Annotated in this window: 18 protein-coding genes; 9 read left to right on the top strand and 9 right to left on the bottom strand. The window is 37.2% G+C overall.

The genetic code is table 11. The annotated features are described in order from the left end of the window. The first annotated feature begins 93 nt into the window (after positions 1–93). The gene (locus ASG38_RS01605; RefSeq protein WP_056066176.1) at positions 94–1,320 is read left to right on the top strand and encodes a sterol desaturase family protein; all 1,227 of its coding nucleotides are present in this window, start codon (positions 94–96) and stop codon (positions 1,318–1,320) included. Here the strand turns inward: ASG38_RS01605 and ygiD are convergent, their stop codons facing one another. From ygiD to menD, 4 genes are all read right to left on the bottom strand, one after another. Then, the gene (gene ygiD / locus ASG38_RS01600) at positions 1,321–2,154 is read right to left on the bottom strand and encodes a 4,5-DOPA dioxygenase extradiol (RefSeq protein WP_056066730.1); all 834 of its coding nucleotides are present in this window, start codon (positions 2,152–2,154) and stop codon (positions 1,321–1,323) included. A gap of 473 nt (positions 2,155–2,627) precedes the next feature. Further along, complete coding sequence (locus tag ASG38_RS01595; RefSeq protein WP_056066173.1) at positions 2,628–3,209, bottom strand: hypothetical protein; 582 nt, start codon at positions 3,207–3,209, stop codon at positions 2,628–2,630. Positions 3,210–3,268: 59 nt separating this feature from the next. Further along, positions 3,269–4,102 (bottom strand): S1 RNA-binding domain-containing protein, encoded by an 834-nt coding sequence (locus ASG38_RS01590; RefSeq protein WP_056066170.1) that lies wholly within the window; start codon positions 4,100–4,102, stop codon positions 3,269–3,271. 76 nt (positions 4,103–4,178) lie between these two features. After that, complete coding sequence (gene menD, locus ASG38_RS01585; protein WP_056066167.1) at positions 4,179–5,831, bottom strand: 2-succinyl-5-enolpyruvyl-6-hydroxy-3-cyclohexene-1-carboxylic-acid synthase; 1,653 nt, start codon at positions 5,829–5,831, stop codon at positions 4,179–4,181. A 97-nt stretch (positions 5,832–5,928) separates the two neighbouring features. On the opposite strand from menD, the gene ASG38_RS01580 reads away from it, so the two are divergent. Beyond that, positions 5,929–6,429 carry a GNAT family N-acetyltransferase gene (locus ASG38_RS01580; protein ID WP_056066164.1) on the top strand — a complete coding sequence of 167 codons (501 nt, stop codon included), beginning with the start codon at positions 5,929–5,931 and terminating at the stop codon, positions 6,427–6,429. Between the two features lie 58 nt (positions 6,430–6,487). Here ASG38_RS01580 and ASG38_RS01575 read toward each other — a convergent pair whose 3' ends face one another. Further along, positions 6,488–7,078, bottom strand: a complete 591-nt coding sequence (locus tag ASG38_RS01575; RefSeq protein ID WP_056066160.1) for a glutathione peroxidase — start codon at positions 7,076–7,078, stop codon at positions 6,488–6,490. 357 nt (positions 7,079–7,435) lie between these two features. Further along, positions 7,436–8,137 carry a hypothetical protein gene (locus ASG38_RS01565; protein ID WP_056066154.1) on the bottom strand — a complete coding sequence of 234 codons (702 nt, stop codon included), beginning with the start codon at positions 8,135–8,137 and terminating at the stop codon, positions 7,436–7,438. A 214-nt stretch (positions 8,138–8,351) separates the two neighbouring features. On the opposite strand from ASG38_RS01565, the gene ASG38_RS17590 reads away from it, so the two are divergent. Continuing rightward, the gene (locus tag ASG38_RS17590) at positions 8,352–8,501 is read left to right on the top strand and encodes a hypothetical protein (RefSeq protein WP_157485975.1); all 150 of its coding nucleotides are present in this window, start codon (positions 8,352–8,354) and stop codon (positions 8,499–8,501) included. Here ASG38_RS17590 and ASG38_RS01560 read toward each other — a convergent pair whose 3' ends face one another. From ASG38_RS01560 to ASG38_RS18200, 3 genes are all read right to left on the bottom strand, one after another. Further along, positions 8,502–9,074, bottom strand: a complete 573-nt coding sequence (locus ASG38_RS01560; protein ID WP_157485974.1) for a toxin-antitoxin system YwqK family antitoxin — start codon at positions 9,072–9,074, stop codon at positions 8,502–8,504. Between the two features lie 10 nt (positions 9,075–9,084). Further along, positions 9,085–12,291 carry a cytochrome c biogenesis protein CcsA gene (gene ccsA, locus ASG38_RS01555; RefSeq protein ID WP_056066149.1) on the bottom strand — a complete coding sequence of 1,069 codons (3,207 nt, stop codon included), beginning with the start codon at positions 12,289–12,291 and terminating at the stop codon, positions 9,085–9,087. A gap of 180 nt (positions 12,292–12,471) precedes the next feature. After that, positions 12,472–12,600: a four-helix bundle copper-binding protein gene (locus ASG38_RS18200; RefSeq protein ID WP_235498554.1), complete on the bottom strand. Its 129-nt coding sequence runs from the start codon at positions 12,598–12,600 to the stop codon at positions 12,472–12,474. Here ASG38_RS18200 and ASG38_RS18195 point away from each other — a divergent pair. The 6 genes from ASG38_RS18195 (at position 12,538) to ASG38_RS01525 (ending at position 16,291) form a co-directional block, all read left to right on the top strand. Further along, positions 12,538–12,843 (top strand): hypothetical protein, encoded by a 306-nt coding sequence (locus ASG38_RS18195; RefSeq protein ID WP_056066146.1) that lies wholly within the window; start codon positions 12,538–12,540, stop codon positions 12,841–12,843. The two genes, ASG38_RS18200 and ASG38_RS18195, sit on opposite strands and share 63 nt — an antisense overlap. 107 nt (positions 12,844–12,950) lie before the next feature. Beyond that, complete coding sequence (locus ASG38_RS01545) at positions 12,951–13,715, top strand: Rossmann-like and DUF2520 domain-containing protein (protein WP_056066143.1); 765 nt, start codon at positions 12,951–12,953, stop codon at positions 13,713–13,715. Further along, positions 13,699–14,226 (top strand): HAD family hydrolase, encoded by a 528-nt coding sequence (locus tag ASG38_RS01540; protein ID WP_056066141.1) that lies wholly within the window; start codon positions 13,699–13,701, stop codon positions 14,224–14,226. The genes ASG38_RS01545 and ASG38_RS01540 overlap by 17 nt, the downstream gene beginning before the upstream one ends. A 21-nt stretch (positions 14,227–14,247) precedes the next feature. After that, complete coding sequence (locus ASG38_RS01535; protein WP_082482125.1) at positions 14,248–15,171, top strand: geranylgeranylglycerol-phosphate geranylgeranyltransferase; 924 nt, start codon at positions 14,248–14,250, stop codon at positions 15,169–15,171. Further along, positions 15,164–15,757, top strand: a complete 594-nt coding sequence (locus tag ASG38_RS01530; RefSeq protein ID WP_056066137.1) for a Maf-like protein — start codon at positions 15,164–15,166, stop codon at positions 15,755–15,757. Before ASG38_RS01535 ends, ASG38_RS01530 begins: the two co-directional genes overlap by 8 nt. Positions 15,758–15,760: 3 nt before the next feature. Beyond that, positions 15,761–16,291 (top strand): mechanosensitive ion channel domain-containing protein, encoded by a 531-nt coding sequence (locus ASG38_RS01525; protein WP_056066134.1) that lies wholly within the window; start codon positions 15,761–15,763, stop codon positions 16,289–16,291. Positions 16,292–16,359 lie beyond the last annotated feature (68 nt).

Raw genomic sequence — 16,359 nt, 5'->3', positions numbered from 1 at the left:
CCTAGCCTTTCCTCTATATTTTTTTGATAACTTTATCATACAAAAGCTCTAATAATGAGCTTTTTATAAAGTCCACTAAAAATATAATGAGGTATGGAAAACATTAATTTTCTGGCATTTGCAATGCCTGCTTTTTTCCTTTTCGTCTATTTAGAATATAAATTAGCACAACGCAAAAAGCGTCCGGAAATATTCAATTATGAAAGTTCTGTTTCTAATATTAGTATTGGCCTGGCAGAACGACTGATTAATCTTTTTATAGCGGCAAGCTTCTACCAGCTTTTCTATTATATTTATGAGCATTACCGAATTTTTGACATTCCCGGTAATTTCTGGATTTGGATAGGGCTTATTCTTGCAACTGATTTTGTCTGGTATTGGTATCACAGGCTCGGACATGAAGTAAACTTCTTTTGGGCCGCACATATTGTCCACCACCACAGCGAGGAATTCAATTTTACGGCTGCTGCCAGAATTACGACCTTTCAGGCTATCATCAGGACAGGATTCTGGTGCATACTGCCTTTTCTAGGTTTCCATCCCAAGATGGTAATTACGATGTTACTGGTTCATGGTGCCTACTCTTTTTTCACTCATACACAGGTCATCGGACGTATAAAATGGCTGGAGTATGTGTTCGTAACGCCATCGGTTCACGGTGTGCATCATGCTTCGGATGAAAAATACCTTGACAAAAATTATGGCGATATGTTCACTTTCTGGGACCGAATGTTTGGAACTTTTCAGGAAGAAGAAGAAAAACCAAAGTACGGTTTGACGCATCCGCTGAAAAGCTACAGCTTTCTATGGCAGCATTTCCATTATTATTTTGAAATATATGAGTTATGGAAGCGTTCCAAAGGTTTTAAGGCAAGATGGGATGCTGTTTTTGGCAGTCCTGCTGCTATGGACCAGGACATTCGTCCAATGCTGGAAAAACGGTTCCTGCAAGACAAAACCGATAGAAGCCACCGACTCAAGTTCCGAAATTATTTATACATACAGCTTGCCGTGAGTACGCTTATCCTGACCGTATTTACCTATTATTTTGGAAGTCTTGGGTTTTATGATAAGATTTTCGGGCTTTCCTTTATTATAATTACACTGATTAACTGCGGGGCTTTGCTGGAACAACGCAAATGGATTTATTATTTGGAATATTCAAGGCTTTTTATCCTTTCTACCTATTTGCTTTATATTGAAAATCTTGCTGAATATTTCCTGGTTCCGGTTATTATCATGATAGCGGCTGAGAAAATGTTTTCCCTAAGCCGAAAATATCAAAATCTGGTACTGCAAATGGAAAGCGCAAAAAGATAATCAGCCAATTTTTACTGATGTCATATTTAAGGAACCGCCCACCAGCTTGTCATTAAAGAATACTGTATCTTCCTGATTGTCCTGTAAGGCAAGCGAATACAGCATTGGATAATAATGGTCTGGCGTTGGAATAGCCAGTTTTGATGCTTTGCTGAGGTTTTCGTAATCAATCAGGGCTTTGTGGTCTCTATTTTCGATTTTCTGTTTAAAAATATCGTTCATTTCTATGGCCCAATCAAAACCATATTCCGGTTCGCGTAATTTTTTCCAGTCAATCATTCGGAGGTTGTGCACCATATTACCGCTTCCAATAATTAGTACGCCTTTTTTGCGAAGTAAGGCTATCTGTTTTGCCAGGTCGTAATGGTATTGGGCAGGTTTGCTATAATCAATACTCAACTGCAATACCGGAATGTCTGCGTCAGGATACATATGTCTCACAACAGTCCAGGTTCCGTGGTCGAGTCCCCAATCATGGTCAAGGCCAACATTAGTAGAATGAATCAGTTTGGCTGTTTCTGCCGCCAGTTCCGGACTACCTTTCGCGGGATACTGTACATCAAACAAAGCCTGCGGAAAGCCTCCAAAATCATGAATTGTTTTTGGATTGTTCATGGCTGTAATGTGTGTACCACGTGTTAGCCAATGGGCTGAAATGACCAGAACGGCTTTGGGTTTTGGGATTTCTTTTCCCATTTTTGCCCAATTTTGGGAGAATTCATTGTCTTCTATCCCATTCATTGGAGAACCGTGTCCAATAAATAGTACCGGATGTTTTATGTCTTCTTCGTTTAAGTCTTGTGTCCAATTATAAAAAGGCTGTAATGATGCCATAACTATTCCTCCTGTTATTGTTTGAATAAAATGCGAACGTTTCAATTCTTTAATATTTGTATATACAAATGTACAAAATATTCTTTACAAACTAAATTACCGTCAGGAAGTTAAAATCTAATTAAAGTCAGAACCTTTAAACATTAGCCCTTTTTTAGAACGCAGATAACGTGGTAAAGAAATTATCGCGGATTTGAGAAGATTAAAACCTTAGTACTTCAGAAACTTAGCGCCTTAGTACCTCTTTTAGAACGCGGGTTAACACGGATTTTAAGAAATTACCGCGGATTTGGGAAGCTTAAAACTCTTAGTACCTCAGAAACTTAGAGCCTTAGTACCTCTTTTTAGAACGCGGATTAATGCGGATTAGGGAAATTACCGCGGATTTGGGAAGCTTAAAACCTTAGTACCTCAGAAACTTAGTGTCTTAGCGCCTTAAAAAAAGCTCCCTCATAATCGAGAGAGCTTTTTTATTATTTTTTTCTTGAGCTTTTGAAAATATAGCCTATTCTTGCATGAAGGTCAAGCCAAACTTCACCGGAATCATCAAAAGGATATTTTTTATTAAAAATAAAATTATATCCTAAACCTGCACCAAGTTCATAGGTAAAATCACTTTTTCCTATGTTTCTTTTCATTGCCCATTTTGGAACAACAGCTACCTGATGATTCAAATAAGCATTTTCAACTCCCGTAATGACAAACCAATCGGGATGGTAGCTCACTGTAAGAGCAATAAAATTTGCTGCGTTGTTATGGATATTTTTTCCCTTAGAGCCTCTTTTTTCAAGATTGTAGTACCAACGAGGCTCAAAAGTAATTACGGGTACAAGGGCATCAAAATCGACACTCCCCTCATTATCATTATTTTTTTGTGTAAAAACATCGAGTCCTATCTCAGTCTTTAGCGTAACCTTATCAGAAAGCCTGCTTTCATTATTTAACCAAAATCCGAAGAAACCGGTTTGGAATGAGAATGTTGATTTTTCGACTGAATAATCCTGAGCAAAAATGGTGTGGGCAGAGAGAAGAAACAGAATGTAAATTTTTTTCATTTTGGATTTGATTTATTTAGCCGGCAAAAGTAGTAAAAACTTTACTTTTACATTTTAAATTATTTTACCAAATAAATCCCGTCTTCTTTTATTTCAATCAGTTTTTGCTTATACAGCACACCTATTGCTTTTTTAAATGTCTTTTTGCTCATTTTCAACACCGTTTTGATGTCTTCCGGATGGCTGTTGTCATTCAGACGAAGGAAACCGCGGCTGGCACGAAGCTCATCCATGATTTTCTCAGCATTAGGCTCAACGGCATCAAAACCCTGTTTCTGTAAAGCCACATCAATTTTATTACCCGGACGAATGGCCTTGATATAACCGCGTAAACGGTCGCCGGTCCTGATTCGGTCATCATATACTTCATCCTTATAGATTAAACCTTTGTGCTGTTCGTTGATGATAACATTGATTCCTAAATCTGTAATATGAGAAACAATCAGGTCGACTTCTTCACCTACTTCAACCGTAAGTTCTTCATTATTTAAGAACTGATTGGTTTTGCTGGAAGCAACCAATCGGTTTGTTTTTTCGTCCATGTAGAGGAAAACCAGATAACGCTTTCCTTTTTCCATTGGGCGGGCCTGTTCCTTAAACGGAACAAGTATATCTTTTTCCAATCCCCAATCCATAAAAGCGCCTATACGGTTGGTATAGTTTACTCTCAAAAGCGCAAATTCATTAAGCTGGATATAAGGTCTTAAAGTTGTGGCTACGGGTCTTTCTTCGTGGTCAAGATATACGAAAACTTCTATTTCTTCTCCTATTTCAAATACTTTCGGGACATATTTATTGGGTAGCAAGACATCCTCTTTCCCATCGGTTAAAAATAATCCGACCTGCGTGTCCCTGTCAATTGTCAGCGTATTGTATTTTCCTATTTCAATCATTTCTTTTCAGTTGCAAAGTTTCTAAGTTGCAGAGGACAAAGGTACAATCTTTATTATAAAACCCATTTGTTCTTTTTTAAACCAGTTCTTTAAAATACTGCAGCAATATTTTGTCGTTTTCCAAAGTAGGCGTAAAAATTTCCAATATTACCGGTTTTTTACTGGCATAAAATGCTTTAAGCCCATCTTCCAGAGCAGTTTCATTACTGGCAGAGAAATAATCAAAATGATACATTTTTGCCAACTGTTCTCCTGTCAGACAATGTGAAGTTTCAAAATAAGTATTAAAGACAGGTGTTTCCTGATGTCCGGGAAGAATCCTGAAAATACCGCCTCCTCCATTGTTGAGCAGGATAATTTTGAAATTCTTTGGGATATAATTATTCCACAAGGCATTACTGTCATAAAAAAAGCTGACATCACCGGTAATCAATATGGTTTCTTTTCCGCTGGCCAGTGCTGCGCCAACTGCTGTTGAGGTACTGCCGTCTATACCACTTGTTCCGCGATTACAGAAAACGGCAATACTTGGGTCAATATCAATTAATTGGGCATAACGGATAGCCGAACTGTTACTGATTTGCAACTGGCTGTTTTTGGGCAGGCCAGGTATTATCTTATCAAAAACCGTAAAATCCGAAAATGGTATTTTGGAAACATACAAATCGTGTTTTTCTTTTCTGGCTGCTTTTAGCTCTTGTGCCTTCTTATTGTAATCTGACACAACAACAGTTTCCGATAAAAATTGCTTCAGGAAATCATTAGGTTCAGCAATAAAATGCTTGGTTAATGCACCAAATGTATCATAAGCCCGTAAAGTATCGATATGCCAGTGTGCTTTTGGTCTGTATTTCCTTAAAAAAGCCTTGATTCTTTTTGACACCACCATTCCACCAAAAGTCAGGAGAATTTCCGGCTGGAAATCTTTAAAATCCTCATCGGTAAAAGGTGTGATTATAGTATCAATATTGTTTATAAAATTAGGATGGTGCAGATTGGATGTCGTTTCGGTCATGACTACTACCGAAGAATCCTGTGCCAGATGATTAATAACCGCTTCATCAATTGTGTCCGGGTCGTTGACTCCTACCAAAACCAATTTCTTTTTGGCCGTATTCCATTGTGAAATATACGGTGTTAAATCTTCATCAGAGTTTGGATTTTCAAAGGTAGTTTCAGAAATAACCGGAGTGACTTCCGGTTTAGAAACGGTTTCGTACAAAGGCTCTTCAAACGGAGCATTAATATGAACAGGGCCTTTCTTAACCAAAGCCAGAGTTATTGCATCGGCAATTTTGAGGTCGTTTTCCTGAGAAGCTTCTTCCGTCAGATTAGCACTGTAGATAATATGGTTGGCATAAACATTCTGTTGCCGGATAGTCTGTCCGTCCCCAATATCAATCTTGCTCAACGGCCTGTCTGCTGAAATTACAACCAAAGGAATCTGGCTGTAAAAAGCCTCTGCAATAGCCGGATAATAATTGAGTAAGGCTGAGCCTGATGTACAGACAAGCGCGACTGCTTTTTTGGTCTGCTGTGCCATTCCCAAGGCAAAAAAAGCGGCACATCTTTCATCGGCTATACTATAGCATTTAAAGTCCGGATTGCTGGCAAAACCAATAGTTAACGGGGCATTTCGTGAACCTGGAGAGATTACGATATCGGTGAGTCCTTTAGTCCTGCAAATCTCAATGATGCTTTGTGCTAAAGGTATTTTAGGATAAATCATTCTTTATAGTATCAAAGCCTCAAAGATACAAAGATACTAAGGCTTTCGGCTCATTCTTAACAAGTTTTTCTATCTTTGGAAGTGAAAATATTATGACATGGAAATCCATATCCGAACTGCCAGAATTGAAGATACAGAAGCTATTTTAGAAATTGTGAATGATGCCATATTAAACACCACGGCCATTTATGATTATGATGTCAGGACCTTAAATGAACAATTGGATTGGTTTAGGGAAAAAGGACAACAAAATTTTCCCGTTATTGTTGCAACGCATGAAAATGACAAAGTATTGGGATTTGGAACCTATGGCAGTTTCCGTTTAAAAGCAGGCTATAAATTTACGGTAGAACATTCTGTGTATGTCAGGGAAGGTTTTTCAGGAAAAGGAATTGGAAAACTAATTTTATCCGAATTAATTGAAGTTGCTAAAAAACAGAAACTTCATACCATAATCGGGCTTATTGATACCGATAATGCCGGAAGTATTGCCTTTCATGAAAAATTCGGCTTTGAAAAAGCAGGTGTTCTCAAAGAAGCCGGCTATAAATTTGAAAAATGGCTGGATGTTCAGCTCATGCAATTGCTTCTGAAATAAGAAAGGCTTTCAAAACCTGAGATTCCTGAAAGCCTTTCTTTATTTGTTCAAAAAGGTTTTAAGCCTTAATCCAATTTACAATTTCAGGGTCGGTTGGTAGTGTTTTAGGCGATATTACTTTGACCAATTCTCCTTTTTCGTTAATCAGGTATTTTTGAAAATTCCATTCTACTTCGGAATCCTGCAAGCCATTTTTAGATTTCTGGGTCAGAAATTTATAAACCGCATCCATATCATCTCCTTTGACTGAAATTTTAGACATCATCGGGAAAGTCACACCATAATTTCTTTCACAAAAAGCCCCTATTTCTTCATTCGTTCCCGGTTCCTGTGAGGCGAAATTATTAGCAGGAAAGCCAACAATAACAAACCCTTTATCTTTGTATTGGTCGTAAATTGCCTGCAAATCTTTATACTGTGGTGTTAATCCGCATTTTGAAGCTGTATTGACAATTAAGACCTTCTTTCCTTTCAAAGAAGCGAAGTCGAAATCATTTCCTTCCAAATCTTTTACCTTAAACTGGTAGATTGTTTCTTTACTCATTGTTTTATTTTTTGGTGTTGCCGTTTTTGTGTTTTTTTCCTGTGCCTGGTTCTGCTGACATGCCAGACAACCCAATAACGCAAAGGCGAAGGCTAATTTTTTCATCGTTTTTATTTTTTATAAAATTAGAAAATTCAAAAACTGTTTTCGTTTAAACTTTTGTTAAATAAAAATGAGTGTCGAAAAGTCTATATGCAATAAAATAGGTTTTTGTTTATAAAACAAGGATTCGAAATTGAATCCTTGTTATTTTTTCTCTCCTATGAATATTTTAGGCATGATTTACTTTTTCTTTACTACGAAATATACCACATATCCAATGAATAGTACAAATTCCACAGTAAATACAATATAAAGATTACCAGCTAAATTTTGATGTCCATTTATAAATAACATGGTTGTACTAGTTAAGAATATAAATTGAACTATACCCCAAATCAAGATTACTTTCATGTTTTTCATTTATAATTGTGCTACAGAACAAGCAGCTATTAAACCTAGTGTCCATGCAGGACCTGTAAGTGATCTTGCAATATCACATCGATTGTCTTGTGTACAGACATCATTTCCGCAAGCATAACATTTGGAAAATTTATATTTTGCACAATTTTCCATCCTATCGAACTTATGATTACACGATGATTCTTCACCATGACAATCGCACTTACTATAAGGAATGCCTACAAATGTATTCTGCAAATCAGAAACTAACCCAGAGTCAATATAATTTTTACCCTGTGATTTTAAATCTGCCGTAAAAATCTTTATACCCTTTTTATTAGTAACGGTTAATGTATTTTTTTCTTCCTTATAGAATAAGAGATACGATTTATCTATAAGCGTAATAACCGCAGTTTTTTGAGTTACATCTTTAATATTTGGAAATTCATAAACTCTTACATGGGTAAAATTATAAGTTGTGACAGTGGCGGTTAAAAAGGAAAGCTCTTTTTCGTAGTCTTTAATCTCATTATATACAATAGTATAGTTTTTGTCTTTATCATTGAAAGGGTCAACAGTCATTTCCATTTCATCTTTTGACATTTTACGTTGGTAATTTTCTGAAGCAGTTTTAGGGTTTTCAGAAATAGTTTGTGAATCCTCGTGGCATGATATTAATCCTAAAAAAATAATTAATAGAATTGCGGCGCTAATTTTTTTCATGGCTTATATGTTTTAGATTAAAAAAAATAAATATAACTTTTTTTTATAAAATAAACATATCTCTCTTTCGTGATTTTATATTAAACAAAAGATAGCTATCGATGATAATCTAACACAAAATTAAAGAATAATGATTTGCCGAGAAATTTCAGTTTTGAGTTTTTATTTTAGCCCAAACAAAATGGATTAGACCAATTTGAAGAATCCATACAAAATGAAAGAAGAGGAAAAACTCATTTCCTGCAACTTTTTCTTTAAAATCTTTGGTGCTGAAGCTTTACCAGCAACTATTTCACACAAAGATGCAGAACCGCAAAAGGGAAATATAAATATATTTGAATTGTTGCGTATAGGTTTCAGATAATCATTTTATCTGTCCGTCTTTATAGTTTAAAACTTCAAGTATGCTGTCTTTTAAAATCTGGGTTTCATAGACTATTAAAGTACCGTTGCCATTTTTAATAGTGCCTTTGTCGATATTATTTCCTTTAAAGTTTTTGGCAAAATCTACGGAAACCAACTTCCCGTTTTCATAATTTCTGATGGTATGGATTTGCCCGTTGGGGAAAAACCATTTCCATACTCCCTGAAAATTTCCCTCTTCGGCCTTACCTAATCCGTATAAAATGCCATTTTCATGGTAGAATTTCCAAAGACCGTCAATCTTACCGTTTTTAAACTTTCCCGTTTGCCTTAAAAAACCATTAGAATGAAATACTTTCCAGTTTCCGGTTTCCAGATTATTTTTAAATCTTCCTACCTGATAAAGCCTTCCGTTTTCATAGCTGTATTTCCATTTACCTGTTTTCTTATTGTTTTTTATTTTTCCTGTTTCAATGTGGCCTTCCTTTTGAATGCTCACCATTTTAGTAGAATTACAGGAAATAAATAAAAGCGCCATCAGAACAGTTACAAACTGCTTTAAACGTATCAGCAAAATAAATCGATTAGCTTCTCAAATATTTTTTTTGCTTGAAATAAGCCAGAATCGAAATCAAGGTTACAATTCCAATCGATACAAAGACAAAATTAGGCGTTACTACCTTATCACCACTGGCATAGGAATGCAATCCGGTCAGGTAGAAGTTCACACCAAAATAGGTCATCATGATGGAATAGAAAGCAAAAACGCTAAACACGTTAAAAATCCATGTTCCTTTTAGTCCCGGAACCAATCTGGCGTGGATTACGAATGCATAAACCATGATACTAATCAATGCCCATGTTTCTTTCGGGTCCCAACCCCAGTAACGTCCCCAACTTTCGTTAGCCCATTGCCCTCCAAGGAAGTTTCCTATGGTAAGCATTACCAGACCAACTGTTAATGACAATTCCGTGATATAGGTAATTTCTTTGATATTTAATTCCAACTTCTTGCTGTTCTTTTCATTGGCAAAAATCATCAGCAATAGCGAAACTAAGCCCAGTATCATTCCCAGTGTAAAAGGTCCGTAACTTGCCACAATCACGGCTACGTGAATCATTAACCAGTAGGAATTCAATACAGGCTGCAGGTTGGCGATAGCAGGATCCATCCAGTTCCAGTGTGCTATCATCAAAATCATCGAAGCAACAAATGCTGTTGAAGCTACTGTCAATTCAGATTTTCTTCCGAAAGCCAATCCAAAGAACATGGTTGCCCAGCCTACATAAATCATCGATTCATAAGCATCACTCCAAGGTGCGTGTCCTGAAATATACCATCTCATAATCAATCCGGCCGTGTGAAGGATAAAAAAGAAACCGATAAGGATATGGAAGGCTTTTACAATAACACGAATGGCTTTTCTGTTATTAAATATCTTTACAATCGTGAACAACAGCATGAAAACACCTGCCATCATATACAAATAGTATAATTTTTTAAAGATATCGTATTTGTTGTAAATGATTTCTGAGTTGATTTTATCATCACTTGGACGAACTGCCTTTCCGTATTTCTTTTGGAAAAGCGTAATGCTTTCCAGAATTTCATCCGCCTGCTTGTAGCCGCCTGATTTTCTGGCTTCATTCAGGAATCCCATATAGGCGGGAAGTACATTTTTGGTATAAGTTGAATCTACACCTTTAATGCCCGTTTCATTCAATTCCAGATAGGAAACCCATTTATTGGCCTTATTATACGGAATCGGGAAAATCTTTAATATTTTTCCACTCAAAGCCGCATTCAATAGCACTACTTTTTTATCAACATCTATAAAATCTTTCTGGAACTGGTTTGGAATGGCCGCTTTGTAGGCTTCGTCCAGATAAGGTGATAATTTGTAATTTCCCTGCTCGTCAAAAAAGCTGATAAACGGAACGTGTTTTGCTTTCAGATCAACGCCTAAGATTTTATGAAGGCTGTCATTGTCTTTTTTCAGGTAAACAAAAGGCACATTGAACCAAACTTCCGGATATTGTGACATTGACAAAAATACCTGGTCGGAATTATAGCCTTTATAGTGGTCGCTCTTGCTCACTTTTCGTAATAATTCTGATGAAAACGTGTTGATAGGCTTCATTCTTCCGCCATCATCCTGAATTACGATTCTTCCAAATTTTGCCGCATGTTCCGGCTTAACTTCGATGATTTTCAACAGGGAATCAATCTGTTTTTCTGTAGGCATTACTCTTTTTAATGGAGCAGCGCTACCGGTTCCGTGATTGTGTCCCGGGGCATTATGGTCGTGCTGTGCAAAACTTCCGGCACTAACAAACAATAATAACAGGGTAATCAGCTTGGCTTTTCTTGATTTGATTTTGTCCAGTTTTTTCTTCACAATACCAAATCTTGAGTTCTTATCAAATAAAATGGCCATCATGCCAATGTATAAAAGGAAATATCCGATATAGGTAATCCAGGTTCCCCAGAAATCGTGGTTTGCAGATAGTACCGTGATATTTGGTTCATAAGTATCTCTCAGGTGATTGTCTGTATAATCGTAGGATGCCTGGAAAAAACGGTAACCTCCGTGGTCAAGAACATTATTCATAAAAATTTCGTAGTCAAAAGGTTTCTCGTCTTCCACGGTAATTTTACTCCTGAAAGCTGAAAAGCTTTTCAAAGTTCCCGGATATTTTTCCGCAATAAAATCGTTCAGCTTGATTTTAAAAGGTAATGTATAAACTTTACTTCCGTAAAACAGCGTAAAGTCAAGACCTCCAACTTTAAAGGATTGAGGCTCTCCCATTTTTCCTTTGGAACCAATTAAAGTTACATCCTGCGTTTTTCCTCCTGCCTTAATTGTCACAATCAAAGCATCATCAGTAGCTTTGTCTTTATAGTCATTGTTCGATTCATAGGCTACTTTTCCTTTTATGGCAGCTTCCGGAAAAACAAACTGAGCCCCGCCAACATTGTATAAGGAACGGAACATCAAATCCTGTACAGAATCTTTCACAACTGTACCCTGAAATTTGTCCGCCATACGCATAAACTGTCCACCAAATGGTGCTTTGAAAGTATATTTGTCGCCTTCTTTGATAACATTTACCGCACCGTTTGTTGGTTTATTGAAAGCAAAAAGCACATTGTGGATGCTTTGTACTTCACCTTCTTTTAGGTAATGCTCATGGCGCGACCCGTCTCCGGATTCAACCATTTTAATATATAATGTTCCATTCGGGTCTTCTTTAATGACCTCTTTGGCATTCATGATAAAGTCCTTGTATTCTATTTCATAAGGAGTGTCAGCAAATTTGCCCTTGATTGAGAAATCATTGTCCGTTACCTGTGAAAGCAACAGTTCCTTTTCTTCAACACGGCGTTTCATTTCGCCTTTATATTCGCCATCCACAAAAACATTGAGGAATGTTTTTTCGGAGTAAACCTGATTTTCAGAAGCACCTTCTGCAATAGACATCATCCCTTCATAACTGATGTGTCGGGTTACAAAAGCACCTATTAAAATAAAAATGAAGGAAAGATGGAGTAATAACGTAGCCCATTTTTCCTTCTTATGTAATTGGTATTTCTTGATATTTCCTATAAAGTTAATCAGAAAGAGAAACATAATTGCCTCAAACCACCAGCTGTTATAAATTAAAATCCGGGCAACATCGGTATTGTAAGCGTCTTCAATAAAAGTACCGATTCCCATTGCAGCTGCAAAAACGATAAATAAAACAGCCATTAAACGTGTGGAAAACAGGAAGGAAAAAATCTTATCCATGAAAAGTGGAATTACATAGTTTAAAAAGTGCCACAAAAATAAGGAAAAATGTTTGATACAACCGTTAAACCTACTCCTGCGTTTTTCGTAATTCCTTGTTAATTTTTTCTAAATATTTTAAGTCATTTTTAATTCTGCATCAAAAATCCTGAAACCTCATAAAATAATTGGTCGTATTGCTTACCATTTAAAACTACAGGCAGCAGCACATTTCCTGCATGCCTCTGCACATTCCCTGCAATGGGCATGATGGGCAAATTTTTCACATTCTACGGCACAGGCGGTACAGATTTTAGCGCACAACTTCATCAGGGCAGTGGAAAACCCGGAGTTCCTGGAACAGAACTTGACACAAAGAATGCAAATTTCTGCACAATCACGGCAAAGCAAAATACAGTGCAGGTGATTTTTATCATTCATTTCGATACAATTGGCGGCACAGACTTCACAGGCACCAAAACAGGTAAGGCAGGCTTCAACTGCCAGTTTAAACTTTTTCATAATCCTCCTACATTAAAACTTCTTAAATCCTTTACTTATTGGCTATTATAAATGTAGTGATTTAATTGCCTTCTTTATTCTAAGAGTCTGTTAAACCTAAAGGAATTATTGAAATAAACCCTCCTTGTAATTCATAACTAAATCCCTAAATTAGCGGCATGATTAGAGCAACTATAATCGGTTCCGGAAATGTGGCACAGCATCTTATCCATGCTTTTAAAAAAAGCAACGGAATTGAGCTGTCACAAGTTTTCTCACGACAAAAGGAAAGCCTTTCGCATCTGGTTGAGGATTCAAAAATAATCAATGACCATAGTCAATTTTTAGAAGCAGATATCTATATCATTGCTGTTTCTGATAGCGCCATTGCTGAGGTTTCTTCAAGTCTTCCGTTTGAGAACCGACTTGTCGTGCATACTTCCGGCAGTGTTCCTTTGAGTGAACTACATCCGAAAAACCGCAGGGGCGTTTTTTATCCGTTACAAACCTTTACGAAAAACAAGGAAGTCGACTTTTCTACCCTACCAATATGCATGGAAAGCGAGTTTGACGATGATTATACCATTTTAGAAAATGTTGCCGAAGCTATTGGTTCCAAACATTACCTGATTAGCTCTGACCAAAGAAAATCGCTGCATGTTGCCGCTGTTTTTGTCAACAATTTTACCAATCATCTTTATCAGATTGGGAAAGAGATTTGTGCTGAACACCAGCTACCGTTTGAAATTCTCAAACCGCTGATTGCCGAAACCGCCAATAAAGTGCAGCATCTTTCACCATTAGAAGCCCAAACCGGACCGGCAAAAAGAAATGACCTCAATACCATTCAGGCCCATTTGGCGTTACTTACAGACAATACACAAAAAGAAATCTATAAAATACTAACACATTCCATTCAACAATCTAATGTCAAAAAGTTATAAAGAAATCATGAACGACATCACAACTTTTATTTTTGATGTCGATGGCGTTCTGACCGATAGTTCTGTCCATATTACCCCAACCGGCGAAATGCTCCGCGTTATGAATATTCGCGATGGCTTTGCTATGAAAGCAGCAGTAGAAAGTGGCTACCATGTCTGTATTATTTCTGGCGGAAGTAACGAAGGCGTCCGAATCCGATTGCGAAATCTTGGCATCACAGACATCCATTTGGCTTGTCCGGACAAAGTTGAGGCATTCAAGGAATACACGGATATTTATAATATCAAACCGGAACAGGTGCTTTATATGGGTGACGACATTCCTGACTACCATGTGATGAAACTGGTGGGTCTTCCTACCTGTCCGTTGGATTCGAGCCCTGAAATCAAAGAAATCTGCACTTACGTTTCTCATAAAAATGGCGGCCGTGGAGCCGTGCGTGATGTTATCGAACAGGTAATGCGCGTACAGGGAAAATGGATGCAATATTTCAATGGAAAACACGATTAATAATTTACTGAACAGTAACCTATGTCTTTTTTAAAACTAATACGCTACCAAAACCTCATTATGCTTGCTATAATGCAATTGGTTTTCAGATACGGATTTTTAGAATCACAGTCCATTCCTCTTGCCTTAAAGGACTGGCAGTTTGCGCTTCTGGTATTTTCAACCGTATGTATTGCGGCCGGCGGTTATCTTATAAATAACATCTTTGACCAGGCCACGGACGAAATCAATAAACCGGACAATGTGGTAATTGGAAAACAGATTTCAGAAAGCATGGGATATAATATTTATATTGCCCTAAATGTTATAGGCGTTGGTATTGGTTTTTATCTGGCTAATGCGATTCACAAACCTAATTTTGCTGCCATATTTGTTATTATTGCCGCTACATTATATGTATACGCCAATGGTTTAAAACAGACACTGCTGATTGGCAATATCATTATTGCGCTGTTGCTTTCATTGAGCATTCTTATTATCGGGATTTTTGACTTGCTGCCAATGGTTGTACCGGAAACCCAAGCTGGTATGGGCATTATTTTCAATATCCTTATTGATTATGCCGTATTTGCCTTTATCATCAATTTTATCCGTGAAATTGTTAAGGATATGGAAGATGTCAACGGTGATTATAATCAGGGAATGAATACGCTTCCTATTGCTTTAGGCTTAGCCAGAACGGGCAAGGTAGTTTTCGGGTTGAGCTTTATTCCGTTGGGACTAATTGTTTATTACATTAATGAAAATCTCTATTCCAACAACCTGTTTTATGCTTCCGCTTATGGTTTCTTATTTATATTGGCACCGCTACTCTACTTTACCATCAAGATGTTTTCTGCCAAAAAACAAAAAGATTTCCATCATCTGAGTAAGGTATTAAAGTTTGTTATTTTCTTCGGAATACTTTCTATAGCTGTTATTAATTTCAATATCAAATATGCTTAATCCTCATTTAAAAAACTACACTATCCTGTTGGCATCAGGGTCACCAAGAAGACAGCAGTTCTTTCAGGACATGCATCTGGATTTTGAAGTACGCCTGAAAGAAGTAGACGAAATCTATCCTGAACATCTCAAAGCTTCCGAAATCACTGATTTTCTGGCTAAACTAAAAGCTGATGCTTTTCAGGGTGAATTGGCCCCAAACGATATTCTGGTAACCAGTGATACAATTGTCTGGCATAACGGAAAAGCTTTGGGAAAACCTAAAGATTATGATGATGCATTCCAAATATTGAGAGCCTTGTCGGATTCCACCCATGAAGTCTATACCTCTGTATGTTTCAGGCATAACGGAAAAACCGACATCATCAACGAGGTTACTAAAGTTACTTTTGCCCATTTATCAGACGAAGCCATTGCCTACTATCTCAATAATTTTAAGCCGTATGATAAGGCCGGAGCTTATGGCATACAGGAGTGGATTGGCATCATAGGTATCAGCAAAATAGAAGGTTCCTACTCTAATGTAGTAGGCCTTCCCGTCCAAAAAGTTTATGAATATTTCACTACCTTTGGGAAAAACAGCTAGAAAATGTCCTTTTTCGAAGAAAATACTCCAAAGATTGTAAGCACAATCGTACTGCTGGTTTGCGTAACAATTATTCGTTTTATTATTACAACCCTGATAAAACGATACGCCAAGCATGCAGAAATTAACGAGCATCGTGCTATTCTGGTCAGCAAGTACATCAGCATTGTTATTATGGCAATAACTTTGGCCGGTGTCTTTATGATTTGGGGCGTCCGAACAAACGACATCTACATTGCCTTTACTTCTGTCATTACCATCATTGGTGTTGCTTTCTTCGCCCAATGGTCTATTCTGAGTAATATAACGGCAGGAATAATATTGTTTTTTTCCTTTCCTTTCAAAATTGGTGATACTATCAGAATCCACGATAAGGATTTCCCGCTGGAAGGAGAAATTGACGATATCAAGGCTTTCCATACCTATTTGAGAACCAAGGAAGGAGAACTTGTAACCTATCCAAACAATCTATTACTACAAAAGGGCGTTTCTATTGTGAATACGACACGGGAGGAACGGGAATTCATGGATTAGCATCTTACTTTGCTTTACATAAGCATAATCTGGATGCTATTTTGTAACTTCACTCTAATCAAGGTCAT

The sequence above is a fragment of the Flavobacterium sp. Leaf359 genome, from assembly GCF_001423985.1.
GTDB classification, from domain to species: domain Bacteria; phylum Bacteroidota; class Bacteroidia; order Flavobacteriales; family Flavobacteriaceae; genus Flavobacterium; species Flavobacterium lindanitolerans.
The sequence above is the reverse complement of the archived record's forward strand: the minus strand, read 5'-3'. Positions and strand labels throughout refer to the sequence as shown.

Coding starts and splice junctions, on each gene's coding strand:
- ASG38_RS01605 (WP_056066176.1), top strand. CDS start 94: ATGGAAAACATTAATTTTCTGGCATTTGCAATGCCTGCTTTTTTCCTT.
- ygiD (WP_056066730.1), bottom strand. CDS start 2,154: ATGGCATCATTACAGCCTTTTTATAATTGGACACAAGACTTAAACGAA.
- ASG38_RS01595 (WP_056066173.1), bottom strand. CDS start 3,209: ATGAAAAAAATTTACATTCTGTTTCTTCTCTCTGCCCACACCATTTTT.
- ASG38_RS01590 (WP_056066170.1), bottom strand. CDS start 4,102: ATGATTGAAATAGGAAAATACAATACGCTGACAATTGACAGGGACACG.
- menD (WP_056066167.1), bottom strand. CDS start 5,831: ATGATTTATCCTAAAATACCTTTAGCACAAAGCATCATTGAGATTTGC.
- ASG38_RS01580 (WP_056066164.1), top strand. CDS start 5,929: ATGGAAATCCATATCCGAACTGCCAGAATTGAAGATACAGAAGCTATT.
- ASG38_RS01575 (WP_056066160.1), bottom strand. CDS start 7,078: ATGAAAAAATTAGCCTTCGCCTTTGCGTTATTGGGTTGTCTGGCATGT.
- ASG38_RS01565 (WP_056066154.1), bottom strand. CDS start 8,137: ATGAAAAAAATTAGCGCCGCAATTCTATTAATTATTTTTTTAGGATTA.
- ASG38_RS17590 (WP_157485975.1), top strand. CDS start 8,352: ATGAAAGAAGAGGAAAAACTCATTTCCTGCAACTTTTTCTTTAAAATC.
- ccsA (WP_056066149.1), bottom strand. CDS start 12,291: ATGGATAAGATTTTTTCCTTCCTGTTTTCCACACGTTTAATGGCTGTT.
- ASG38_RS18195 (WP_056066146.1), top strand. CDS start 12,538: ATGATGGGCAAATTTTTCACATTCTACGGCACAGGCGGTACAGATTTT.
- ASG38_RS18200 (WP_235498554.1), bottom strand. CDS start 12,600: ATGAAGTTGTGCGCTAAAATCTGTACCGCCTGTGCCGTAGAATGTGAA.
- ASG38_RS01545 (WP_056066143.1), top strand. CDS start 12,951: ATGATTAGAGCAACTATAATCGGTTCCGGAAATGTGGCACAGCATCTT.
- ASG38_RS01540 (WP_056066141.1), top strand. CDS start 13,699: ATGTCAAAAAGTTATAAAGAAATCATGAACGACATCACAACTTTTATT.
- ASG38_RS01535 (WP_082482125.1), top strand. CDS start 14,248: ATGTCTTTTTTAAAACTAATACGCTACCAAAACCTCATTATGCTTGCT.
- ASG38_RS01530 (WP_056066137.1), top strand. CDS start 15,164: ATGCTTAATCCTCATTTAAAAAACTACACTATCCTGTTGGCATCAGGG.
- ASG38_RS01525 (WP_056066134.1), top strand. CDS start 15,761: ATGTCCTTTTTCGAAGAAAATACTCCAAAGATTGTAAGCACAATCGTA.